The 24108-nt window shown below is 50.1% G+C and carries 26 protein-coding genes, 1 rRNA gene and 1 other annotated feature; of the genes, 14 read left to right on the forward strand and 13 right to left on the reverse strand.

Annotated elements, in window-relative coordinates; translation table 11 throughout:
• The 13 genes from IE054_RS15645 to IE054_RS15705 all read left to right on the forward strand — a co-directional run.
• A 23S ribosomal RNA gene (locus tag IE054_RS15645) occupies nt 1–80 on the forward strand; the annotation flags it as partial.
• 955 nt (nt 81–1035) lie between these two features.
• A complete protein-coding gene (locus IE054_RS15650; protein ID WP_189408041.1) occupies nt 1036–1560 on the forward strand; it encodes a CC0125/CC1285 family lipoprotein in 525 nt (174 codons plus the stop codon).
• 311 nt (nt 1561–1871) lie between these two features.
• A complete protein-coding gene (locus IE054_RS15655) occupies nt 1872–2324 on the forward strand; it encodes an HvfA family oxazolone/thioamide-modified RiPP metallophore (RefSeq protein WP_189408042.1) in 453 nt (150 codons plus the stop codon).
• A 69-nt stretch (nt 2325–2393) separates the two neighbouring features.
• Nucleotides 2394–3242, forward strand: a complete 849-nt coding sequence (locus IE054_RS15660) for an HvfB family MNIO-type RiPP peptide maturase (RefSeq protein ID WP_189408043.1) — start codon at nt 2394–2396, stop codon at nt 3240–3242.
• A complete protein-coding gene (locus IE054_RS15665) occupies nt 3239–3991 on the forward strand; it encodes an HvfC family RiPP maturation protein (protein ID WP_189408044.1) in 753 nt (250 codons plus the stop codon). Before IE054_RS15660 ends, IE054_RS15665 begins: the two co-directional genes overlap by 4 nt.
• A 228-nt stretch (nt 3992–4219) precedes the next feature.
• Nucleotides 4220–4756, forward strand: coding sequence for an adenine phosphoribosyltransferase (apt, locus tag IE054_RS15670; protein WP_189408045.1), 537 nt, complete (start codon nt 4220–4222; stop codon nt 4754–4756).
• Between the two features lie 15 nt (nt 4757–4771).
• Nucleotides 4772–7081, forward strand: coding sequence for a DNA polymerase III subunit gamma/tau (dnaX, locus tag IE054_RS15675; RefSeq protein WP_189408046.1), 2310 nt, complete (start codon nt 4772–4774; stop codon nt 7079–7081).
• 39 nt (nt 7082–7120) lie between these two features.
• Nucleotides 7121–7447 (forward strand): YbaB/EbfC family nucleoid-associated protein, encoded by a 327-nt coding sequence (locus tag IE054_RS15680; protein ID WP_189408047.1) that lies wholly within the window; start codon nt 7121–7123, stop codon nt 7445–7447.
• Between the two features lie 18 nt (nt 7448–7465).
• A complete protein-coding gene (gene recR / locus IE054_RS15685) occupies nt 7466–8065 on the forward strand; it encodes a recombination mediator RecR (RefSeq protein WP_189408048.1) in 600 nt (199 codons plus the stop codon).
• A 120-nt stretch (nt 8066–8185) separates the two neighbouring features.
• Nucleotides 8186–10108, forward strand: a complete 1923-nt coding sequence (gene htpG / locus IE054_RS15690) for a molecular chaperone HtpG (protein WP_189408049.1) — start codon at nt 8186–8188, stop codon at nt 10106–10108.
• Between the two features lie 279 nt (nt 10109–10387).
• Nucleotides 10388–11032 (forward strand): adenylate kinase, encoded by a 645-nt coding sequence (gene adk / locus IE054_RS15695; protein ID WP_189408050.1) that lies wholly within the window; start codon nt 10388–10390, stop codon nt 11030–11032.
• A 269-nt stretch (nt 11033–11301) separates the two neighbouring features.
• Entirely contained in the window at nt 11302–11703 is a 402-nt protein-coding gene (locus IE054_RS15700; RefSeq protein WP_189408051.1) for an MAPEG family protein, read from the forward strand.
• Nucleotides 11700–12830 (forward strand): alanine racemase, encoded by a 1131-nt coding sequence (locus IE054_RS15705; protein WP_189408052.1) that lies wholly within the window; start codon nt 11700–11702, stop codon nt 12828–12830. The genes IE054_RS15700 and IE054_RS15705 overlap by 4 nt, the downstream gene beginning before the upstream one ends.
• A 7-nt stretch (nt 12831–12837) precedes the next feature.
• Here IE054_RS15705 and lepB read toward each other — a convergent pair whose 3' ends face one another.
• From lepB to hisG, 9 genes are all read right to left on the reverse strand, one after another.
• Complete coding sequence (gene lepB, locus IE054_RS15710; protein WP_189408053.1) at nt 12838–13494, reverse strand: signal peptidase I; 657 nt, start codon at nt 13492–13494, stop codon at nt 12838–12840.
• A gap of 105 nt (nt 13495–13599) precedes the next feature.
• The gene (gene hisIE, locus IE054_RS15715; protein ID WP_189408054.1) at nt 13600–14223 is read right to left on the reverse strand and encodes a bifunctional phosphoribosyl-AMP cyclohydrolase/phosphoribosyl-ATP diphosphatase HisIE; all 624 of its coding nucleotides are present in this window, start codon (nt 14221–14223) and stop codon (nt 13600–13602) included.
• Between the two features lie 3 nt (nt 14224–14226).
• Nucleotides 14227–15024, reverse strand: coding sequence for an imidazole glycerol phosphate synthase subunit HisF (gene hisF / locus IE054_RS15720; RefSeq protein ID WP_189408055.1), 798 nt, complete (start codon nt 15022–15024; stop codon nt 14227–14229).
• On the reverse strand, nt 15006–15743 hold the full coding sequence (hisA, locus tag IE054_RS15725; RefSeq protein WP_189408056.1) for a 1-(5-phosphoribosyl)-5-[(5-phosphoribosylamino)methylideneamino]imidazole-4-carboxamide isomerase: 738 nt from the start codon (nt 15741–15743) through the stop codon (nt 15006–15008). The genes hisF and hisA overlap by 19 nt, the downstream gene beginning before the upstream one ends.
• Entirely contained in the window at nt 15743–16339 is a 597-nt protein-coding gene (gene hisH / locus IE054_RS15730; RefSeq protein WP_189408057.1) for an imidazole glycerol phosphate synthase subunit HisH, read from the reverse strand. The genes hisA and hisH overlap by 1 nt, the downstream gene beginning before the upstream one ends.
• The gene (gene hisB, locus IE054_RS15735) at nt 16339–17409 is read right to left on the reverse strand and encodes a bifunctional histidinol-phosphatase/imidazoleglycerol-phosphate dehydratase HisB (protein WP_189408058.1); all 1071 of its coding nucleotides are present in this window, start codon (nt 17407–17409) and stop codon (nt 16339–16341) included. The genes hisH and hisB overlap by 1 nt, the downstream gene beginning before the upstream one ends.
• Nucleotides 17406–18482 (reverse strand): histidinol-phosphate transaminase, encoded by a 1077-nt coding sequence (gene hisC / locus IE054_RS15740; RefSeq protein WP_189408059.1) that lies wholly within the window; start codon nt 18480–18482, stop codon nt 17406–17408. Before hisC ends, hisB begins: the two co-directional genes overlap by 4 nt.
• Entirely contained in the window at nt 18482–19783 is a 1302-nt protein-coding gene (hisD, locus tag IE054_RS15745) for a histidinol dehydrogenase (protein ID WP_189408060.1), read from the reverse strand. The genes hisC and hisD overlap by 1 nt, the downstream gene beginning before the upstream one ends.
• Nucleotides 19784–19792: 9 nt before the next feature.
• Nucleotides 19793–20695, reverse strand: a complete 903-nt coding sequence (hisG, locus tag IE054_RS15750) for an ATP phosphoribosyltransferase (RefSeq protein WP_189408061.1) — start codon at nt 20693–20695, stop codon at nt 19793–19795.
• Between the two features lie 34 nt (nt 20696–20729).
• Nucleotides 20730–20852: a sequence feature (His leader region), on the reverse strand.
• A 236-nt stretch (nt 20853–21088) separates the two neighbouring features.
• Between hisG and IE054_RS15755 the strand changes: the two genes are divergently transcribed.
• Entirely contained in the window at nt 21089–21457 is a 369-nt protein-coding gene (locus tag IE054_RS15755) for a hypothetical protein (RefSeq protein ID WP_189408062.1), read from the forward strand.
• A gap of 56 nt (nt 21458–21513) precedes the next feature.
• On the opposite strand, the gene IE054_RS15760 is transcribed toward IE054_RS15755, so the two are convergent.
• From IE054_RS15760 to IE054_RS15775, 4 genes are all read right to left on the reverse strand, one after another.
• A complete protein-coding gene (locus IE054_RS15760; protein ID WP_189408063.1) occupies nt 21514–22086 on the reverse strand; it encodes a lipid-binding SYLF domain-containing protein in 573 nt (190 codons plus the stop codon).
• Between the two features lie 206 nt (nt 22087–22292).
• Nucleotides 22293–23150: a TraB/GumN family protein gene (locus tag IE054_RS15765; RefSeq protein ID WP_189408064.1), complete on the reverse strand. Its 858-nt coding sequence runs from the start codon at nt 23148–23150 to the stop codon at nt 22293–22295.
• Nucleotides 23151–23241: 91 nt separating this feature from the next.
• Entirely contained in the window at nt 23242–23490 is a 249-nt protein-coding gene (locus tag IE054_RS15770) for a DUF6482 family protein (protein WP_189408065.1), read from the reverse strand.
• Nucleotides 23491–23615: 125 nt separating this feature from the next.
• Nucleotides 23616–24104, reverse strand: coding sequence for a DUF2244 domain-containing protein (locus IE054_RS15775; protein ID WP_189408066.1), 489 nt, complete (start codon nt 24102–24104; stop codon nt 23616–23618).
• Nucleotides 24105–24108 lie beyond the last annotated feature (4 nt).

The raw sequence follows: 24108 nt of genomic DNA on the forward strand, positions 1-24108 counted from the left end.
TAAGACGTTGATAGGCAGGATGTGGAAGCGTTGTAAGGCGTTAAGCTAACCTGTACTAATTGCCCGAGAGGCTTAACCATACAACACCCAAAAAGCTTTGGATGTTGTAAGACAAGCTAAGAAATATGTAAGTAGAGTAGTAAGTTACTCGATAGATTGAATATCAGACTTTCCCGATTGTTATGTTATTGACGTAAGTCGGTAACAACCAGTTTTGTCTGGCGGCCATAGCGACGTGGCACACACCGCCAGACTCCTAATTCGAAAAACAAAGAACCCCGCGAACGCGGGGTTTTTTGTTTTTGGGACCAGCACTGACGTGCTACTCCCGCATAGCGAAACCTAACCCCTCGGACGTTGAATCGATGCATTCGGACACATCCATGTGGCGCAGTGCCAGGGCGTACGTCCTGTACGCCCGTTCGTTCCTTTTGAGGTGACGTTAAGTCACCTCAAATTTGCTTCGCAAACCGGAGCCTCACCCATCCCTGGTGCACCGACCAGCTCGCACGTCCTGTGCTCGCGTTCATCACTTTATTCACCACTTCCTTGTGGTTCACCTGCTTACGCAGGCCAGCTAAAGCTGTTCAAACTGGTTCCATACCAGTTTGTCGGCGTGCCACTGGCACCCCTCGCTCGCTACGCTCACCGCTCTTCACCCCCATGTGAGAGTAGCACACCGCCAGAGGCTGTGTCGTTCTTCACTTGGCGAATGCCATTGGGCATTCACCATGCTTCTGGCGAAGCACCGCTCTTCACCCGAGTGCGGGCCCAAGCCCCATGTGAGAGCTTGCTTTGCTTAAAGTGAGGTACAAAAGTGAATCGAAGAAAGGCGTCATCCCGGAACGTGCGCAGCGCTTATCCGGGGCCCCCCTCCGTACAACCGTAGATAAAAAGTCGGACAAAACTTTCACATGAGCATCATCGTCGGATTGAGTCACTTTTTTCTGTATTAGATGCATGATTAAAATAGAAGGTTGAACCTATACCCCGCGAGAGTGGTATCTAAGATAAAGCATTTCCAGAGAGTATATTATGAAAAAGTTGTTTTTCTTATTAGTGCCTTTACTACTGGTCGTGGGATGTTCAAGCCAATCTGATTATCGTAAGGCGAAAAATGGTGGGTTTGGTTATACAGAAACAAAGCTGAGTGATACGCAGTTTCGGGTACATTTCAAAGCGCGGGGCTCTGATAAAGCCAAAGCTATGGATTACGCGATGTTACGGGCAGCTGAGTTAACGTTACTGGAAGGTTATGACTGGTTTACTGTCAATGATCGAGAGACCTTAGTGGATAAAGAATCAGTCAAAACAAGTCCCCAGGTCGGATTCAGTCAACGCTATGCGACCGTCACAGAGTGCGGAGCGTTAAGTTGCCGTACCACTCGCTATCCTACCACCCAGTTTCAGACTGGAATTTTTGTAGGGGGCGCGGAAAAAAGCGAAATTGAAAGCATCCTTAGTATAAAAATGGGGAAGGGCACAATGCCTTCCGAAGGAAACAGTTTTGACGCCAGTTCGGTGAAAGCTAACCTTAGTCCTAAGGAACAAAGTAACTAAGCTGTATAGCGAAGGAATATGTATCATCTGGTCTCATACTTTGTGATCTAACTGATTGTGAGACCAGAGCTTTGTCTCAATTTATCTACTGTTAATCGCTCCATACCTAAATAAGTGTATTTAATCGTGCAAATGAATGCACCCCTGTACGCCTGCCACCAATATCACTGCTACACTATCAGTGAAGGTTGGAAGACACATTCCTTCTGCATAACAAAGATAGCGTGAAATTGTTTTCTGTTTAAACAGGTCTTTATATCCACACGTTTGTGTCGAAGAATGAAATTGTCAATCTCGTTGAGGAATTTGAAATGAAACAAGTAAATAAAACATCAGTTGCGTCAGCGTTAGGTGCAGTAGTCATTGGATCACTGGCGTCGACTGCGGCGGTGGCGGACGCCAACCCTTTTGGCATGCAATCACTGGAATCAGGGTATAGCCAGTTTGCAGCCGAAGGCAAATATGGTGGTGATAAGGCCGAAAAAGAAGGGAAATGCGGCGAAGGAAAGTGTGGCGGTGACAAAGCTGCAAAAGAAGGTAAGTGCGGTGAAGGAAAGTGCGGCGGTGACAAGGCTGCAAAAGAAGGTAAATGCGGTGAAGGAAAGTGCGGCGGCGACAAAGCTGCAAAAGAAGGCAAGTGTGGTGAAGGAAAGTGCGGCGGTGACAAAGCTGCAAAAGAAGGTAAATGCGGCGAAGGAAAGTGTGGCGGCGATAAAGCTGCAAAAGAAGGTAAATGCGGTGAAGGTAAGTGCGGCAGCATGTAACCAACCGGGGTTACGCTCCGAACGGGGCGTAACAGCTTTTTAATCTGTTCATTACCCGTGGAGTTGTAAGTGTTAAGTAATATTACCGGGGCGGGGCTGGGGCTTCGTCGCGAAATGATGGATGAGCTTCTTCCGTCTCTGCCCTCGGAGGTAGACTTTTGGGAGGTTGCGCCTGAAAACTGGATCCCATTTGGTGGAAAGTTTGAACAGCAGTTCTCAGCCTGCCGGGCGCAGGCACCGTTTAGCACCCACGGATTGTCATTGTCTATCGGCAGTACAGACAAGCTGGATGTGAGATTTTTAAAAGCACTACGGCAGTTTTTGAATAAACATGAGATCCCGCTTTACAGCGAGCACCTGAGTTACTGCTCAAGTAATGGACACATGTATGACCTGATGCCTATACCGTTCACCGAAGAGGCGGTGATGCATGTAGCTGAGCGTATTCGGCAGGTGCAGGATATCCTGGAGCGTCCTCTGGTACTGGAGAATGTGTCCTACTATCTTGCGCCTGGTCAGGAGATGACAGAGCTGGCATTTACTCAGGCCGTACTTGCTGAGTCTGGCTGTAACATGCTGCTTGATGTAAATAACCTTTACGTCAACAGCATAAATCACAGATATGATGCTGATGCGTTTTTAAAGGCCCTGCCGTCAGACAAAATTGTATACGGGCACATCGCGGGTCATTTTGATGAAGCAGAAGATTTGAAAGTAGATACACACGGCGCTGATGTCATTGAACCTGTATGGGCACTTCTGCAAAAGGCGTATGACTATCATGGTGTATTCCCCACACTGCTGGAACGAGATTTTAATATCCCTCCCATGGCGGAATTATTGAAGGAAGTTCGCCGGATAAAGTCACTTCAGCAGCAGTATGTAACCGGTGTTAGATCACAGCAGGCAACTGCATGACACAGAGTTTCAGAGAGATACAAAAGGAGTTTGTAAGCGCAGTACGAAGCCCGGCTTTATCGCAAAACAAGAGCGACGAAGAACAACGTCGCATGGGCGTATACCAGTCTCTTTTTTTTAATAATATAAATAATTTTCTCCAGTCAGGCTTTCCGGTACTTCACAGCATTCTGGACAACACGACCTGGTCGAGGGTTGTCAGAGATTTTTTTAGTGATCATGCCTGCAGAAGTCCTTACTTTGCTGAAATTAGTAAAGAGTTTGTTGAATATTTGTCGTCGGAACCTGCATGCCTTAGCCTGTTACCCCCGTTTGCCAGTGAACTGGCGCATTACGAATGGCTTGAACTTGATGTGAGCATTCGCCGTGCACCGGCGTGCCACACCCAGCAAACTCAGGGAGTCGTTATGTCACCCTTTGCGTCGCTGGTTTCCTATGCTTATCCGGTTCACCTGATCGGCGAGGATTATTTGCCCGATGAACCGTCTGGCGATCGCCATTACTATGTGGTTTATCGACAACAGGATTACAGTGTTCAGTTTCTTCAGGTCAATGCAATGACAGCCATGTTACTGCAACTTTTAGCTTCGGCGAATGAACAGCTTAGCGAAAAACATCTTACCGAGCAGCTCCGTGAGGCAGCACCTCAGATCGCGCCTGACGTACTAACAAAGGGTGTTTCTGACACACTGACTCAAATGCGCGAGAAAGGCGTCATCCTCCCGGCAGACAAACCCCTCGATCTATAAACTTCCTGCGAACAGGTCTGTCATTCCTGCGGGGTTTCGATTACCATTTACACCCATTTTTTCAGAGCAAGTGATCTAGGTTGTAATCATGGCTGACAACTCCGAATTTAAAGAGGTATACAATAAATGGTATTTCCTCGGTTCGCTGGTAACGCTGCTAGCGTTTCCGTTGCTGCATATAATTTGCGGCTGGTTTACCTTTTGGCTGTAACGAGATAGGTTTTTGTTGTGACTGCCGAATATATTAAATCAGTGGTAAAGAGTGTGCCGGACTACCCTAAACCCGGCATCATGTTTCGTGACGTAACCAGTGTTCTTGAAGACCACAAAGCCTTTAGTAGTTGTATATCGCTGCTGGTAGACAAATACCAGGGCATGGGTTTTGATAAAATTGCGGGTACTGAAGCCCGCGGCTTTTTGTTTGGCGCGCCGTTGGCCATCGAGATGGGGATTGGCTTTGTACCGGTACGCAAGCCAAACAAACTGCCTCGTGAGGTCGTGAGTGAAAGCTACGAACTGGAATATGGTATGGACACCCTGGAGATCCATAAAGATGCCATCCAGCAAGGTGATAAAGTACTGCTTATAGATGATCTGCTGGCAACGGGCGGCACGATTGAAGCATCGGCCAAACTTATAAGGGCACTGGGCGGTGAGGTCGAGCACGCCGGATTTGTGATCGGGTTACCTTCTTTAAAAGGGCACGAAAGGCTTAGTGAAATTGGCGTCGAGTCCTTTACAATCTGTGATTTCGACGGTGAATAAGGTAACGCTTTACATATGAGCTATCAGGTACTGGCAAGAAAGTGGCGCCCCGGGAAATTTGCTGAATTAGTCGGGCAGGAGCATGTTGTTGCAGCCATATCTAATGCGCTGGACAACAATCGGCTTCACCACGCGTATCTGTTTACAGGTACCCGGGGGGTGGGCAAAACCACGATCGCCAGGATCTTTTCCAAAAGCCTGAACTGCGAACAGGGACAAAGTGCGCATCCGTGTGGTGTATGCGATACCTGTAAAGAAATAGAGCAGGGAAATTATGTTGATTTACTGGAAATTGACGCAGCCTCACGAACCAAAGTCGAGGATACCCGTGAACTGCTTGATAATGTCCAGTACCGTCCTACCCGTGGCCGCTTCAAGGTTTATCTGATAGACGAAGTGCATATGCTTTCCAAGCATAGTTTTAATGCCCTGCTGAAAACACTGGAAGAGCCACCACCGCATGTTAAGTTTCTGTTGGCTACGACGGATCCGCAGAAGCTGCCGGTAACGATTTTATCGCGGTGTTTGCAGTTCAACCTCAAGGCGTTATCCCGCGAACAAATTACTCATCAGTTGCGTCATATTCTCGAGGCGGAAGCCGTTCCGTTGGAATCGTCGGCCCTGGTGTTATTAGCAAAAGCGGCTCAGGGCAGCATGCGTGATGCGCTAAGCCTGACTGATCAGGCCATTGCGCAGGGTGACGGCCAGGTAAGCCAGGCTGTCGTTACTGACATGCTTGGGTTAATGGACAGAAATCAGCTATTGAAACTGCTACATGCGCTGATCACAAAAACACCGCAGGATGTCCTATCAATTGTGGATGATATGGCGCAACAGGCCCCCGACTATGGTCAGTTGCTTTCTGAATTAAGCAGCATACTTCACCAGATTGCGCTGACCCAGTGGGTACCGGATGCATGCAAACTGGAGACAACGTCAGCCAGAGCCATCTATCAGCTCGCGAAATCTGTAACAGCAGAGCAAGTGCAGTTGTATTATCAGATAGCCCTGCACGGCAAGCGCGATTTACCTTTAGCGCCAGACGGACGCTCAGCGCTGGAAATGACATTGCTGCGAATGATGTCCTTTGCTCCAGCCTCACCGGTTTCTGACACAGAGTCTGTGATCAGTGATGAACCAGTATCAATGCCTTCAGATCCTCAAACTGCCAGCTCTGAAGAAGCGCAGGCACAGGCAGATAATCCGTCACACCAGCAGGATAAACCTCCTGAACCCGAATCACGTCCGGATGAAGAGACGAACAACACGCTTGCTGCCTCCTCAGCTGTTGAAGAGGAGCACGCGACCACTTCGCTCACGGCGACACCAACATCTGAGGGGCAGGATGAAAAGCCTGTGGAGACTGAGACTCAGGCTGCGGGGGAGAGAGCAGATGCACCAGCGCCGGAGACAGGTGTATCAGATGAGCCGAACGCACAACATGGTGTCGAACCCAACGACTATCCGCCGCTTTCAGCCTACGAGGATGATCCGGTCACGGCGATGCAAGACGACAATGTGCCCGAACCACCTGTCGCCGAAGAGGAGCCACAGACGCCTGCACAGGAGGAAGAACGCCTTTCCAATACTGAAGCGATGCTGGCTTTGAGACAACAGTTTAAAAAGCCACGCCAGGGGGGAGAGGAAACGTCGCCAAAAAAGCCTGAAGCGCCGGAAACGGCTCAGGCAGAGGTTGCGTCCCATATTGCGGATACCCTTTCGCACGCAAGCGACCACGCACCGGCAGATACGCAGCTGACACCTGTCGAACCGATAGCTACACATAAGACACCAGGTGTGCCGCCCAAAGAGGTTTCACAAGCCGAGTCTGATGAAGACACGCCACCATGGGATGAGCCGTCGTCTCAATCCCCCCCCCAGAGCAACGTGCAGTCGGTACCCGAATCAATTCCGGCCTTTCTGGAGAGCGGAGAAAAGGTGCTGCATGCCAGTCAGATTGACGCCTGGAGTCACCTTGTTGAACAAATGCCGATTGCTGGACTGCTTAAACAACTGGCACTGCACTCGTCTTTTTCGCGACAGGATGATGAAGTGGTGCTTGAACTTGATCAAAATCAGGCCCATTTACTTAATGAAAGCAGTCAGCAGCAACTGCTGGATGCACTTAAACACGCGTTGGGTGAAAGTATTACCCTGAAAATGTCAGCAGGCGAACCGGCTGTGACACCGTTTGTCTTGCAACAACAGATTACCGACATGCGCATGGCACATGCAAAAACCGTTGTCAGTAATGATGACGTTATCCAGTCATTGCTATCGACGTTTGAGGCAGATGTTATGCCAGACTCAGTAAAGCCACGTTGAGAGCGATAATAATCAACCATTAATTAAGCGAGTAAGAGTATGTTTAAAGGCGGAATGGGAAATATGATGAAGCAGGCGCAGCAAATGCAGGAGCGCATGCAGAAAGTCCAGGAAGAGCTGGCTAACCTTGAAGTAACCGGCGAAGCGGGTGCAGGTATGGTGAAAATTACGCTTACCTGTAACCATAATGTACGTCGGGTTGATATCGACCCATCTCTGATGGACGACGATAAAGATATGCTGGAAGATCTGATCGCGGCAGCCTTTAATGACGGTGTTCGTCGTATTCAGGAAACCAGCAAAGAGAAAATGGGTGACGTTACCGGCGGTATGCCACTGCCTCCTGGCTTCAAAATGCCGTTTTAACCGGCAGGTACGTTTATAATGAAGTTTAGTCCGCTGTTGTCAGATCTCATTCAGGCGTTTACCTGCCTGCCAGGGGTTGGCAATAAAAGTGCTCAGCGCATGGCGTTTCATCTATTGGAGCGAAACCGTGAAGGGGCAATTGGCCTGAGTAATGTGCTGCACAATGCCATGGAGCACATTCATCACTGCAAGCAATGCCGTACGTTCACCGAAGATGAATTGTGCGACATCTGTCGCCACCCTGAGCGCGCTGACAGCGGACTGCTGTGTATCGTCGAGAGCCCGCAGGATGTACTTGCCGTAGAACAGACACTGTCTTACAGCGGGCAGTACTTTGTGTTGATGGGACACTTATCTCCGATTGATGGCATTGGGCCTGAAGAAATCGGGCTGGACCAGCTGGAATTGCGCTTTAAAAACGGCAATATCAACGAGGTGATACTCGCGACCAATCCGACGGTTGAGGGAGAGGCCACAGCCCATTATATTGCTCAGTTGTGCAACGAGTACAATATTGACGCGAGTCGTATCGCACACGGCGTACCAGTGGGGGGGGAGCTGGAGTATATTGACGGCAATACTCTCACTCATGCATTTTCTGGTCGCCGTAAACTCTGAATCCCGCCAGGCGCTCTGCCACATTCCCTATTTTTTTCTGTAAAACGGCTTGAAAAGCGATGCCTGTGTCCCTACCTGTGGTAAGGAAATGATGATCCATCAACGAGGAGATTTTGGATTATGGCTGAAGCAGCCCAAAAAGAGACGCATGGGTTTCAGACAGAAGTAAAACAGCTTCTGAATCTGATGATCCACTCTCTGTACTCAAATAAAGAAATATTCTTAAGAGAGCTGGTATCCAATGCTGCCGACGCAGCCGATAAGCTGCGCTTCAAGGCGCTGGAAAACGATAGCCTGTACGAGAACGATACCGAACTTAGCGTGCGTATCAGCGTAGATCAGGATGCGGGTACGATCACCGTTACTGATAACGGCATCGGTATGACCCGTGAAGAAGTGATGTCAAACCTTGGCACCATTGCAAAGTCAGGAACCAAAGACTTCTTTAGCAAGCTGTCCGGCGACAAGGCCAAAGATTCTCAGCTTATTGGTCAGTTTGGTGTTGGCTTCTATTCTGCATTTATCGTTGCCGATAAAGTGACGGTAAGAACACGTGCCGCCGGCAGTGACGCTGCTGACGGGGTAGAGTGGGTCTCCGATGGTGACGGTGAATTCACGATCTCTGAGCTGAACAAGCCTGCGCGTGGCACAGAAGTAGTGCTGCATCTGCGCGACGATGAAAAAGAGTTTGCTGACAACTGGCGACTGCGTTCTATCATCAATAAGTACTCTGATCACATCAGCATTCCTGTGCAAATGTGGAAGGAAGAGACGCCAGAGCGAGATGGTCCCGATGGTGAGAAAATTCCTGCAGAGCCAGGTGAATGGGAAGTTGTTAATAAAGCAACCGCCCTGTGGACTCGCGAAAAATCAGATATCTCTGATGAGGAATACAAAGAGTTTTATAAGCACATTTCTCATGACTTTGCTGATCCCCTGTCCTGGTCTCACAACAAGGTTGAAGGTAAAACGGAATACACCAGCTTGCTGTACATTCCCAGCAAAGCGCCGTTTGACATGTGGAACCGCGAGCAAAACCACGGCCTGAAGCTGTATGTTCAGCGTGTGTTTATTATGGACGACGCTGAGCAGTTTATGCCGGTATACCTGCGCTTTGTTAAAGGCCTGGTTGACTCCAACGATCTGCCGCTGAACGTTTCCCGAGAAATTCTTCAGGACAATAAAGTTACTCAGGCGCTGCGTCAGGGTTGTACCAAGCGTGTGTTGCAAATGCTTGAACGTATGGCCAAAAACGATGCAGAGAAGTATCAGGGTTTCTGGAACGAGTTTGGTAACGTTCTAAAAGAAGGTCCCGCTGAAGACTTTAGTAACCGTGAGAAAATTGCAGGCTTACTGCGCTTTGCCTCAACGCATGGCGAAACAGATGCACAAACTGTGTCTCTGGCTGACTACATCAGCCGTATGAAAGAGGGGCAGGACAAGATTTATTATGTCACTGCTGACAGTCTCCAGGCAGCAAAATCCAGCCCGCACCTTGAGATCTTCCGCAAGAAAGGCATTGAAGTGTTGCTGATGGGTGAGCGTATTGACGAATGGTTAATGCAGCATCTCACAGAGTTTGATGAGAAGTCGTTCCAGTCTATTGCCAAAGGCGATCTGGACTTAGGTGACCTGGAAGACGAAGACGCCAAGAAAGCGCAGGAAGAAGCTGAAAAAGAAGTTGAAGGTGTACTGGAGCGTGCTAAAACAGCGCTGGGTGAAAAAGTTGTCGATGTGAAGTTCACGCATCGCCTGACCGATTCGCCGGCAGTGATTGTTGCCGATGATGCGGGCATGAGTACGCAAATGATGAAACTGATGCAGGCAGCCGGCCAGCCGGTTCCTGATGTAAAATATCATTTTGAACTTAACCCCGAGCACAGCCTGATAAAAATGCTGGCTGACACCCAGGACGAGGCGCTGTTTAATCAGTGGGTCGGGGTGTTGTTCGACCAGGCTGCACTATCAGAGCAGGGGAGCTTAAAGGATCCGTCAAGCTTTGTACGGAATTTAAACACCTTGCTAATGTCTTTAGCTAAATAAGACGTAAGCAGCAAAGTTTATAGTTAAAAACGGGCCTCTGGCCCGTTTTTTTTGTTTAAGTTTTAAAAAATGGCGATTTCCACTCTCTGTCCTGCTCAGCACATCGTCAGGTGTTAACTTTTGTTGTATTTAGTAAATGCAATGCAGCCCGCTGAAAGCTAATGTTCTACGCTATTAGTCTTAACCTTGCGCTGGCAATATGCATGCTACTTGTCACCTTTGCGCTGAGTGTGTAAAGTGCCGTTGGTTAACAGTATTAGATGAAGCGGAGACGCACATATGCGAATTATTCTTCTTGGTGCGCCTGGCGCAGGAAAGGGCACACAAGCTCAGTTTTTGATGCGTAAGTATGGCATTCCTCAAATTTCTACCGGCGACATGCTTCGCTCGGCAATTAAAGCAGGAACTGAGCTAGGTCTGGCCGCCAAGCGTGTGATGGACGAAGGTAAACTGGTCTCTGACGAGATCATTATTGGACTGGTAAAAGAGCGCATTAAGGAAGATGACTGTAAAGATGGTTTTCTGCTTGATGGCTTCCCTCGCACGATCCCTCAGGCCGATGCCATGAAAGAGGCCGGTATTAAGGTTGATCATGTGATTGAATTTGATGTCGCCGATGACGTGATCGTCGAGCGAATGGGTGGCCGGCGCGTCCACCCGGCGTCTGGTCGTGTGTACCATGTGGTCTACAATCCGCCCAAGGAAGAAGGGAAAGATGATGAGACCGGTGAACCGCTGATCATCCGCGACGATGATAAAGAGGAAACGGTGCGCCACCGGTTAGGTGTCTACCACGAACAAACCAAGCCACTGGTCGATTATTACCAGAAAGAGGCACAAAACGGTAATTGTGAATATCATCGTCTGGACGGGACCCGTCCTGTTGATGAGGTAAGCAACGAGCTGTCTACGCTACTGGGCTAAGCTTTTTGTTTCTTGTGAAGGGGGCAGTTTCGCTATCGTAACTGCCCTTTTTTGTGCCTGCGCAAACGGTAAGGTCAGCTTGCGCAACCGTACAGGTTACGTTTACTCTAAGACAAACGCGAGTGAGTCTGTCCCCACAAAGTGTTCCGTTCCGTCCGGGTGAAGGTTTTGTGGCAGATTTTGATGTCGCGTTTTAATAGCAAGCAGGTCGCTCTGACACGTTTCCCAGCGGCCTTTTTGGGTCACCTGATAATAGGAGCAAAATCCAGATGGTGTTGCCGATTACAGCCTTTTACGCGAGCCTGCTAGGGTTATGTTACCTCTACCTGTCCTTCCTGGTCATTGGTGTAAGGCGCTCTGCACGGATTAGTCTTGGAGACGGCGGCAACGAAGATCTTCGCCGCCTTGGTCGAGCTCATGGCAATTTCAGTGAGTATGTGCCCATCACGCTTATCCTTATTGCCTGTTTTGAGGCTAATTACGGTCAGGTGCTTGGGATCCATATACTGGCAATGTGCCTGTTATTTGGACGTTTACTGCATGCGTACGGGTTGCGTCAGCATGAGGGAGCAAGCTGGCAGCGTCTGGTCGGCATGTTGCTCACGTTTGCGGCCTTATTTTTGTCAGCCGTGGCAAATTTAGTTCAATTGCACCTGGATATGCTTGGATGACCCAAATCACGGAGCTGGTCACGCCGGTTTGCGTGATCGATCGGTACCGGTTTATTAACAACGTCGAGCGGGTGAAAAAACACATTGCCAGTACAGGCGCGACGTTTCGGCCCCACGTGAAAACACTGAAAAGTGTTGAAGCGGCTGCGTATTATGCGCCGCCAGGAACGCCCATTACTGTCTCTACACTGGCCGAAGCTGCGCATTTTGCCGGTGCTGGCTACACCGATATTCTGTATGCCGTTACGCTTACACCAAATAAACTACCCGCCGTTTACCCTTTACACGAGAATGGCGTGATGCTTACCGTGATGATTGACAGCCAGGCGGCTTTGGACTCACTGGCTTCATCACTGGAGCCACTTGAAAAGCCTTTACCGGTGGCAATTGAAGTCGATGTGGACGGTGCGCGAGCAGGGCTAACGCCGGATGATCCTGAACTGATACTGCTTGCGAAGGCTATTAATGCGTCAGCGGGCCTTTATTTTCGTGGCCTTGTCACGCATGGCGGAGCATCTTATGGCTGTTTTGACGACGCGTCGCGGCAAGCCATGGCGCAACAGGAAAATGATGCCTTGCTGGCTGCTAAAGACACGCTCGCTAATGAAGGCGTTTTGTGTGATTTGGTGTCATTAGGTTCGACCCCCACAGCGCTTGCCGACATTTCGCGTGACGGTATTTCAGATATCCGTGCAGGTGTGTTCACAACGTTTGATTGCGTCATGGCCAATATCGGCATTTGTGAGCCCAATGATATTGCGCTTAAGGTCGCGACACGCGTCATTAAGGTGGATACCCAAAAGAAGCGCGTATTGATAGATGCGGGCTGGATGGCTTTATCTCGGGATACGGGGACACAGGGTCAGTGGCGTGACTGCGGCTATGGTCTGGTGTGTGATATCGACGGCAACCTGCTGGATGGCTGGACTGTCAGTGCAACCAGTCAGGAGCATGGCACGATTACGCATGCCAGTGGCGATGTTGATCCCTCCAGACTTTTTGCCTTCGGCGATACACTTCAGATTCTGCCGGTTCATGCCTGCGCTACCGCTGCGCAATTCTCACACTATGAGGTGTGCGAAGACAACGTGGTGTGCGAGCGCTGGCATCGTATTAACGGCTGGTAATCGTGCGCTACATAAGCTGACGCAGCGTCCTGGCCGGCCGGGGCAGGTAGTGATCGTCCGGATCCAGAGAAAACAGTACTGATGTAGCTTTGCCTTGAATTTCGCTTAAACTTACAAAGCCAATAAACCGGAAGTCGCGGCTGTTATTGCGGTTGTCACCTAACACCATCAGTTGCTTATCGGGTATGCAGGTTGCCGAAAAGCTGTGTTTGGCAGCTGGCACGGCACGCAACTGGATAAGGTGGCGTGAATTATCCAGCGTTTCTTCATAGGTTTGTGGGTTTTGTCTGCGGTAAGTCAGCGTTTCTCCGTTAACTGTCAAGACATTGTTTTGCATACTAATACAGTCGCCGGGAAGTCCAACCACACGCTTTACTAATCGCATATCTTCATGATCGCTGTCGATGATGACAATGTCGCCACGTTTCACTTTGCCGGTTTGCATCACACGAATGTTAGTGAAGGGGACTTCAAGGTAATACGCGGCCTTATTGACGAAGATGCGATCGCCTTCAACAATGGTTGGCTGCATTGATCCGGTAGGTACATCATACCAGTCGGCCAGACTGCTGCGCATTGTCAGCATTAGTACAATAAAGAGCAGGAAGCCCCAGTTATCCCGAATAAAGCCAGGGCGATGTTTGCGTGAACCAGCTGATCTCATGTGGGAGTCCAAATGCAATGATATGACACTTGGAGTGCTGTAAGGTCAGAAAAGTTGCAGTGATGGTTGTAACAAAATGCGTCAGCGTGAGCTGACGCATCGTGTTCAGGCTTGTGAATGACGCCCTTTAAGTACCGCAATCACATCGCTAAGCGAACAGTCACTGGCCTGTAGCAGTACGGTAAGGTGGTACAGCAGATCGGCAGCCTCGTTTTTCAACTCTTCCGTGTCCTGGACAGTTGCAGCCAGCGCAGTCTCAACCCCTTCCTCACCGACTTTCTGGGCTATGCGCTTGATTCCTTTACCATAGAGCGAGGCGGTATAGCTGCTGGCGGGATCGGCATCTTTGCGGGCCGCAAGCAGTCGCTCAAGATCAGCTAAAAACGTGAAGTCACTGGTATTATCTTCAAACCAGCAACTCTCGCTGCCTGTATGGCAGGTTGGGCCGTTAGGCCTGGCTAAAATCAGCAGCGAGTCATTGTCACAATCTGCTGCTGCGCTGACCAGATCCAGCGTATTGCCTGACGTTTCACCTTTTGTCCAGAGCCGCGCCTTGGAGCGGCTGTAAAACGTGACCTTGCCTTCCTCCAGCGTTTTTGAGAGGGCGGATTTATCCATATAGCCCTGCATCAGTACCTTGCCGGTGGTGGCATCCTGAACAATCGCCGGTAATAACCCGTCCATTTTATCCCAGGCCAGGGTGCTGATTGAATTTACTGTTATCGTCATATCCTACGTCCCTTTGTTGATTACCTGTCTTTCACGAATGGCCAGACCTGCCTCAATCAGCGTCGCTTTAAGCGTATCCATATTGATAATGCCCTTATGAAACACTGAGGCGGCAAGCGCCCCGTCGACATCTGCCTGCTTAAACACATCAATAAAGTGCTGGATTTCGCCGGCGCCGCCCGACGCAATCAGAGGAATGTTACACACCTCCCTGACCGTTTTGAGCTGCGCGACATCATAGCCTTGTCGGACGCCATCCTGGTTCATGCAATTCAGCACGATTTCACCGGCACCGCGTTGCTGGACCTCTTTGACCCAGTCGGTAGTCTGCCAGGTTGTTTGCTGTGTGCGGGTTTCGTCGCCAGTGAATTTATACACCTGATAACGACCGGTTTCTTCGTTAAAAAAGCTATCAATACCGATAACCACGCATTGCTGTCCAAACTCGTCATGCAAGGTATCGATCAGCGACGGGTCGGTTAGTGCAGGTGAGTTTATCGAAATCTTATCTGCGCCCATCTCCAGAATACGGCCAGCGTCTGCGACCGACTTGATTCCACCCGCGACACAAAAAGGGATATCAATGACCTGAGCAATACGGCTTACCCAGCTTTTGTCTACTACCCGCGCATCAGAACTGGCAGTGATGTCGTAAAAGACCAGCTCATCAGCGCCAGCTTTGGCATATTGCTCGGCCAGTGGCACGATATCACCCACAATTTCGTGATTACGAAATTGCACGCCTTTTACCACTTTGCCGTCGCGGACATCCAGACAGGGAATTATACGTTTTGCCAGCATGCAATTGCCTCCTTAACAGTAAATTTCCCCTCTAGCAGGGCACGGCCTAAAATCACCCCACCGACGCCAGTGGGTTTTAGTGCTTCAATGTCGGCAAGCGAACCAATACCACCAGAGGCCTGCCAGCTAACCGTCGCAAACTTTGACGCTACATCCTGATACAATGCCGTATTGGCCCCCTGAAGTGTGCCATCACGGCTGATATCGGTACACAGCACGTGCCGGACACCCACCTCGCTGAAGTCTTCCAGCAGGGCTTCCAGCGCAATACCTGAGTTTTGCTGCCAGCCGTGTGTGGCGATAAGCTTGTTACCAGCCTCATCAATATTGACATCCAGTGCCAGCACAATGTGCTCGGCGCCAAACGTTTGGATCCACGACTTCACCAGTTCCGGCTGCTTCACTGCCAGCGAGCCTATAACCACCCGGCTCACCCCGGCTTCCAGCAGCTGCGCCACTTCCGCTTCACTGCGAATACCGCCACCGGCCTGAAACTTCATACGGTGCGTGTCCACCATTGACTGGATAAGTGAAAGCTGACGTTTACTGGTGTCTTTGGCACCGGTCAAATCAACGATATGCAGCCAGGACGCGCCCTGATCGGCATAGTCGTTCACGACATCAATCGGGTCTACCTCATACTGGGTTTTCTGTTGATAATCGCCCTGATAAAGGCGCACAACGCGCCCGTCTATTAAATCAATCGCGGGAATAATCATTACAAATTCACAAAGTTAGTCAGAAGTTGCGCACCAGCATCGCCGGAGCGCTCGGGATGAAACTGGACACCCATAAAGTTGTCTTTACCAATGGCTGCTGAAAACGTGCTTCCATAGTCGCAACGGGCCAGTGTTTGCGGGTAATCAGGCACCGCAAAGCTATGCACGAAGTAAAAGTAGCTGTGCTGATCAATCCCTTTGAACAGCGGGCTGTTTGTGTGAGTCACAGTATTCCAGCCCATATGTGGCAACCGTTTACCATTGGCGTTGAGTTTTTTAACCTGACCAGGCATCAGTGACAGGCAAGGGATATCGCCGGTGCGGCTTTCTTCTGAGGATGCAACCATCAGTTGCATGCCCAGGCAAATGCCCAGCACAGGCTGCTGTAGCTGCTGCAATGTCGCGGTAAGGTTTTTTTCACCGATACTGCGCATGGCAGCGGAGGCAGTGCCTACGCCGGGCAAAAACACCTTATCGGCCCGCTGAATGACGTCATGCTCAGCGGAAACCGTGACACGCACACCAAGACGCTCAAGTGCAAAACGCACTGAGGAGATATTGGCGCAGCCAGTGTTCACAATGACAATGTTCTGCATTACAGCGCTCCCTTGCTGCTGGGAAGTGCATCGCCCTGACGGGTAATAGCCTGACGCAGTGCCCGGCCAAACACTTTAAACAGACTTTCTACCTGATGATGCGCATTCCCTTCAGACGTAGACAGGTGCAGCGATAAGCCCATGCTTTGTGCCAGCGAGTAAAAAAAGTGTGGCACCATCTCTGTTGCCATCTCACCGACATGATCGCGACTGAACGTGGCGTCAAACTTAAGGTGTGGCCGGTTAGAGATATCCATAATGCATTCCGCACGGCACTCATCCATGGGCAGAGCAAAGCCAAAACGGCCAATGCCGCGTTTGTCACCGAGCGCTTTCTTCATCGCTTCACCGATGGCCAGGGCGGTGTCTTCGACACTGTGGTGATCATCAATGTGTAAGTCACCTTTTACCGAGACATCAAGCTGAAAGCCACCATGAGTGGCGATTTGATCAAGCATATGGTCGAAAAAGCCCATGCCGGTGCTAATGCTTGATTTCTGCGTTGAGTCTAAATCGACATGCACGCGAATATCGGTTTCGGACGTTGTGCGGGTGACATCAGCGATACGGGAGGACGCCAGCAACTGCTTTTCTATGGCACGCCAGTTTAGGGTTTCACGATCGTACTGTATTCCCCGGATCCCCATATTTTTTGCCAGCTGCATGTCTGTTGCCCGATCGCCAATCACATACGAGCGGGTGAAATCTACGCGGCCTTGGGTCAGATATGGCTGAACCAGTCCCAGCTTTGGCTTGCGGCAGCTGCAATTATCACTGTCAAAGTGCGGACAAATAAGTACGTCATCAAAACGTATGCCCTGACTTTCAAAAATGGCCATCATCGCATTGTGGGGTGCATCAAAGGTGTCGGTAGGAAAACTTGGTGTACCAAGCCCATCCTGATTAGACACCATGACCAGCCGGAAGCCCGAAGCCTGAAGCTTTAGCAGCACCGGAATCACGTTTGGCTCCAGTACCAGTTTTTCAAGGCTATCCAGTTGTTTATCAACAGGCGGCTCTTCGACCAGGGTACCGTCCCGGTCAATAAATAGGATAGGTTGCTGACTCATTGTGCTACCTCATTTAAAAATTCGTTAGTCAGGGCAATCAGACGCTGATTCTGTTCAGGTGTGCCCACCGTTACCCGCAAACAATTCTGAAGTCCCAGCTGCTTAGACTGATCGCGAATGAGCATACCGCTGGCAACCAGGTATTGCATAAGTTCTTTGGCCAGAGGGTGGCTGAACAACACGAAGTTCGCATACTGCGCACCGACGATTTCAACATTCTGTAACCCGGCCAGGCTTTCGGTCAGGCGCTGTTTTTCAGCATTAATCTGACCAACCTGATCGTAGAGTCGCGGCAAGGCTTCAATACTCAGTGCCTGCTCCGCAATTTGGGCGACCGGCTCCGGAATAGGGTAAGGTGCAATGACCTTTAGCAGTGCCTGAATAACCGCTGGCTGCGCCAGCGTAAAACCACAGCGCAATCCCGCAAGTGCAAAGGCCTTTGACAGCGTGCGCAGGATCACAAGGTTAGGGTAGTGAGCAAGCTCGGTTGCCCAGGTGTTGTGCGCATCAAACTCGATATAGGCCTCATCAACAACAACCAGTGCCTTATCAGCCATGGCCTCGAGCACCGTTTTAATATCCTCGCGTGCTACCTGGGTGCCGGTCGGGTTGTTGGGCGCACAGATGAAGACCAGGTTGACATTCTGAGACTGGCAAACGGCATCGACATCCAGACTGAAGTCATTCTTAAGCGGCACCGACTGGACACCCACATTGTTGGTTTGAGCACTGATGGCATACATGCCGTACGTGGGCGGGCAGATAAGAATATTGTCCCGGCCCGGCTGACAAAACGCACGTATCAGCAGTTCAATGCCTTCATCCGCACCGCGACTGACTAATACCTGGTCAGAACTGACATTTGCATAGCTGGCATAGCGCTGAACAACGTCTTCAGGCTGACAGGCCGGATACCGATTCAATGTACTGTCATCCAGTTGATAGATGTTGTTATAGGGAGACTCATTGGCATTCAGCCAGTCCTGCCCACCAGAAAATAAACGTCTGGCTGACTCATAAGGCGTAAGTTCAGCCAGATTGCGGTTCAGTAATTTCTCTACGATCGCAGACATCAGCTTTCCTCTTTTAATGCGTCAAGCCGGATGGCGACAGCGTTACTGTGGGCATCAAGCCCTTCTGCCTGGGCCAGAGACATGATTGTGGGTCCCAGATCTTTGATACCAGTGGCACTGAGCTCTTGTATGGTGTACCGGCGCATGAAGTCGAGCAGCCCCAGACTGGAGTAGTTTTTTGCGTAGCCGTATGTGGGTAATACGTGGTTTGTTCCCGACGCGTAATCGCCGGCAGATTCCGGAGACCAGGGGCCGACAAAGACAGAGCCGGCATTTTTAAGTTTTGGCAGGAAATCAGCCGACTGCGCTGTCTGAACAATAAGGTGTTCGGGGGCATACTGGTTACTGACCGCGGCAGCTTCGTCCATGGTTTCTGTCAGAATATAGCGGGCATTCTGCATCGCCGTACGCGCAATGTCGGCGCGCGAGAGGCTTTCCAACTGTTCCTCTACAGCCTGCTTTACGTCGGCAATCAGTGCCTCGCTGTTACTCACCAGAATTGCCTGTGAGTCGGGTCCGTGTTCGGCTTGCGACAACAGATCTGATGCAACAAATGCCGGATTGGCATCGGCGTCTGCAATCACCAGCACTTCAGAGGGGCCAGCAGGCATATCAATGGCGGCACCATCCGGGCGCAGACTTACCTGTTGCTTGGCTTCGGTAACATAGCTATTGCCTGGGCCAAAGATTTTGTCTGCTTTCCTAATACTTTGCGTACCCAGCGCCATTGCTGCAATGGCCTGCGCGCCACCGCACAGGAACACCTCGGTTACCCCGCATTTCCGCGCTGCATAAGCAATTTCCGGAGTGACCGAGCCCTGTTTATTGGGGGGAGTGCACAGCGTGATACGCTGACAGCCTGCAACACGCGCCGGCACGCCGAGCATAAGTACAGTAGACGGTAACGGTGCACTGCCACCGGGAATATAAATACCCACATGCTCAAGCGCGGTATATTTCAGTTCACACCGCACCCCAGGGGAGGTTTCCATGGTTACATCCGTGGGCATTTGCGCACTGTGAAATGCGTGGATGTTGTTATAAGCACGGTTAATGGCACGGGCGACACTGCTGTCAAGACTATCGGCCAGCGTATCAAGTGTTTGAGCGTCCAGTTTCAGGGTGGTGAGGTCGGGGCAATCAAACTGACGCGTGAAATCAATGACTGCCGCATCGCCGTCTTTTTCAACACGGTTGATAATCTGCGCGACGGTGTCACTCGTCTGTCGTGAAGACGACGCAGTGGGCCGTGCAAGCGCCTGCTGCTTTTCTGTATCTGTCAGAGATGACCAGATGATCATGGTAACTCCTTATCCCAGCATTTTTTCTATGGGAAGCACAAGTATTGAGCTGCAGCCCAGCGCTTTGAGCTTTTCCATGGTTTCCCAAAACAGGGTTTCAGTCGACACAACGTGAACAGCCACAGTGTCATCGCTGCCAGCAAGCGGCAGGATTGTTGGGTTCTCCGCACCTGGAAGCAGTGATTTTACCTCTTCAACTTCTGCTTTGGGCGCGTGCAGCATGATGTACTTACTTTCCTTAGCCAGCAGCACGCCATCAATACGAGGTGCAAGCCGTTCTATAAGCGCCTGCTTTTCATCACTTAGTTCGCTGTCTTTGCGCTGTATCAGCACGGCTTTAGAGCGGAAAATGACCTCTTTTTCTTCCAGCCCGTTAGCTTCAAGGGTTGCACCGGTGGAAACCAGATCGCAAATTGCATCGGCAACGCCTGCGCGGGGTGCGACTTCAACAGAGCCTGTTAGCATCACCGCTTTGGCATTAATGTTTTGCTCAATGAAGTAGCGCTCTAATAAGAATGGGTAGGTGGTTGCAACACGCTTGCCTTCCAGTGATGATACGCCCGCGTAAGGCATCTCGTTAGGGACAGCAATAGACAAGCGGCACCCACCATAATCAAGGCGACGTAACACCTCATAGTCCGCAGGCTTTCCTGATGCTTTTCTCTCAAGCATCTTTTCTTCGAGTTCGTTTTCGCCAATAAAGCCAAGATCGACGACGCCGTCCATAACCAGACCAGGGATGTCATCATCACGCACCCGGAGAAGATCAATCTTCTCATTGGTTGAATGCGCGATAAGCAAACGGTCCCTGATGCTGAGTTTGACGCCTATGGCTTTGAGAAGTGCGATACTGTCGTCACTCAGGCGCCCTGATTTTTGCACGGCGATACGTAAACGTTTGCTATCTGTCATAGTTGTTTTCCTTACCTTTAAAAAGTGTTCCTGAAACGAAAAACCCCCGGAAGTTTCCTTCCGGGGGTCGATAAACGTTTCATCTGCGCCACTGGAAGGAAACAACGAACCTTCCAGCACAAACCTGAAAGGCTATGCTAGGTGATGATGATGGTGGTTAAACGCGCAGAAAGTCATAAAATTTGGTGCCTCAATTATTTGAAGCATGACAGTAGCCAAAGATAGCGCATATTGCAACTCTAAATTGAACTATTTTTGGCCAAATACTCTAAACTGTTAGAAGTGTGTGGAAAAAGTCTGCGTTGGGCACAGTATTCCAGGCCAGGCAGAGGCTCTCTTAGCCAATGAGCATTACAGAGACACTTGTAACTAAACCAAAGGAAAACAGCGCGCATGTACAACGATTTAATCTTTCCAATTTTGCCGCGAAATACCAAGGTGCCAGTGGAAGGCGATAATCGTATTCAGCGCATCAGAAAGACCGCTAAATCAGAGTCGCTTAATCAGGATGAGAAAGAGCAACATGAACAAACACACCGTGTTGATGAAGCAGAGCGACAGGCGCGTCACGAGCGGGTAGAAAATGTATATAAAGAGCCTGAAAATGATAAGGAAAACAAGGAGCAAAAAACTGCCAGGCAAGGTGATGAGAAGGCATCTCAAACAACGGTCTCACAAGACAATCACCCGCTAAATGAGTCAAACGCAAAGGGCGACAACCCGAAACCGGCAGGCAGAAAACACCTGGATATTTATATTTAAGAGAGAAGCCGCCCAGCCTGTGAGACTGAGCGGCGACAGGCTTATTTCCACCTTTCCTAGTTAAGCGTTTTATCTTTCCAGAACTTTGTTCCTTTGACCGTGGCCTGCAGCGCCAGCCCACTTTCCGTCATCGTGTAAACAGTGACATTGCCAAGGTAGCCTTCGCCCTCAGCCGACGCGCCTTTGCCCCCAGCTTTGGCGGTTGCATCTGCATTGCCGCCGGCTGTCCATCCATGCTTCAGGAAGTAGTCCAGTGATGCCTGGCTATGGAAAACCATAACGATACGGTAGTCTTTTGCGCCGAGACCCAGCCCAACGCCTCCTTCAGCCATGTTCATGTAGGTACGCTCGCCCGTAAGTTTATTGGTTGCAACACCAAAACCAGTGCCGGCCGCGACAAAAATAACATTTACATTGGCATTGCTGAATACAGCGTACCCTGCCGCCTCTCTAATCTGAGCGCGCGTATCAGGTTTCTCACTGTATAAACGGGATAGCGCGTTATCCTGCATTGCGAGTATGGCCTGTCTCTTTTCTGCTACAGTCCCATCGCCCATTGATGCACAACCTGTCGCAAGCAACGTAGTAAGGGAAAGTGCAAATAAGTACTTTAAGTATCTGTTTTTCATGGTTAACTCCGAAATATTTACATCTTTGGACAGGCACTTTAACCATTGTCTGGGAAAAGCTAACCCGAGCTGTCACGCAGTGTTGCATGGCAATAAATCAGAGGTTTGCAAAAAATGTGCACATCACGCTGTATGTGTCGTCGGTGAGTTAAAACAAAAAAAGGGGCTGTCGCCCCTTTTCGTTGCACTGAAAAGTACCGGATTAATCACTTCTTAGTAATTGTGTATCCCTGGTCTTTTAGCTGAGCCAGAATACCGCCTTCACCTGGCATATGCAGGGTGCCGACCAGCACAAACTCAGTCTCAGGCGTTTTCATCATCTTGATCAATTCCGGAATCCAGTTGTTGTTTCGCTGTGTAAGTATAGAGTGATAGACGTCTGGGTATTCCTTTTTGAAGTCCTGCATAGCCAGTGAGTAAAGGCCGTCCATATCACCTTCGCGCCAGTCTTCACGCAACTCTGGAAGTAGTTCCGGCAGCTCCTCAACATCGTCGATGCTGTATTGTAAATACGCATCTTCCTCGCCCTCACCAAGTTTAGCAATAAAATGAAGTTGTTCCTCAGGGGTTTCCAGCCATAACATTGGCTTACCATCGCCCATACCGACAGTGTAATAAAAGCGATCGACGCCCTGGCTGGTTAATCCCATGCGCTGAAATTCAATCATGCTCAGGGTTATGCCAACCATTGCCGGGCGCATATTCATAAACCTGTCTACAGGAATGCCTCGTTCCTCTAAGTGGGCTTTCAACGCCTTCATCGTCTTGTCACTGATGTCGTCGCTAAGCGTACCCGACTCCCCGTACGTCAGCAGCTCCATTGACTTGCGTCCAAATTCTGGCGAGGTAAGCGCAGCTAAGTCTGTTTCGAACACCAGCGAGTCTGAGGCCTCATATGCTGCTTTGTATGCATCAGGCAAGGGGTAGTCAGATGGACTAAGAATGTGCAGCGTCCCGCCCAGGTACATGGTATTTTCTCCGTCCGTGACTTCCCAGACTGACGCAGCATAAGCATTCACACACAGTGTGAGCGATAAGGTAATAAGCGCAACAAAGCGATACATTGGACATCTCCTGTAAGTTCCCTTTAATCAACCCGTTAACTGTACGGATAATTTTGGTAGCAGGCAACTCGTCCAAAGGACTGAACTGAAATCAATGCCAGTCGATTTCAAGTTCCAGAGGTCCTTCGGTATTGCTTTGTCCAATCATTTCTTCATAAGGCGTGGTTTGTGTTAGCCAGACTTTATCGAATGTGCTGTCGCCGAAGTATGACTTGATTTCGGTCAGACAATGAAACATAACAGGACGCTCGTGACTGTCGCGCAGCAACGTTTTGTTCTCATCATTGCCCGTTGCAACAAGATAGTTCCCACCTTCCAAAGACTCAATATATAGGTTCATTGCGACACTCATCGTGTTACCAAACATTAGTAACTAATAGCGCTTTGGCGACAGAATGATCATTAATTGTACGTAATGAAATCCCCGAGCAGACCTGTCGCGTTATCCACGCTGACAAAAGGCGTTTATCGCCACCACTGGGCAGAGCAGGTGAGCAAGCCAGCCCCCTCAAGCAGGTCTTTGAGCTTATGTTTGTCGTCACGATTTAAAAAGACGCCGACTTCGACATGGGTATTGTCATCGGATAACTTTATAACAGGCAATTGCCAGCTGTTACCGGGATCATCGAACTGAATATGGCAATGTTGTCTGCGCAGCCGGACAGGCGGCGCGCGCGCCGTCAGCACCACACGAATTTCATTTGGCAAAACATCGATATACTGATGCTGATAGGTAAAGCAGGATACCCGATACATTAAGTATGCCAGCAGGCTGACCTCTAACCCGGCGAAGGGTAATATGATCCACACGCCCGCAAACGCCCAGCCAGCGGCAATTACGCCCACGACCAGCGCCATAAATGCAATGAGATGCTTGGTCTGTGACCAGGTTGCTGAGCGGTTGGGATGAAGAACAATCTGTGTTCTGTCAGCCCGGGTCTTCGCGACCACCATTAAT

It is taken from the genome of Alteromonas halophila (assembly GCF_014651815.1).
In the GTDB taxonomy this organism is placed as follows: domain Bacteria; phylum Pseudomonadota; class Gammaproteobacteria; order Enterobacterales; family Alteromonadaceae; genus Alteromonas; species Alteromonas halophila.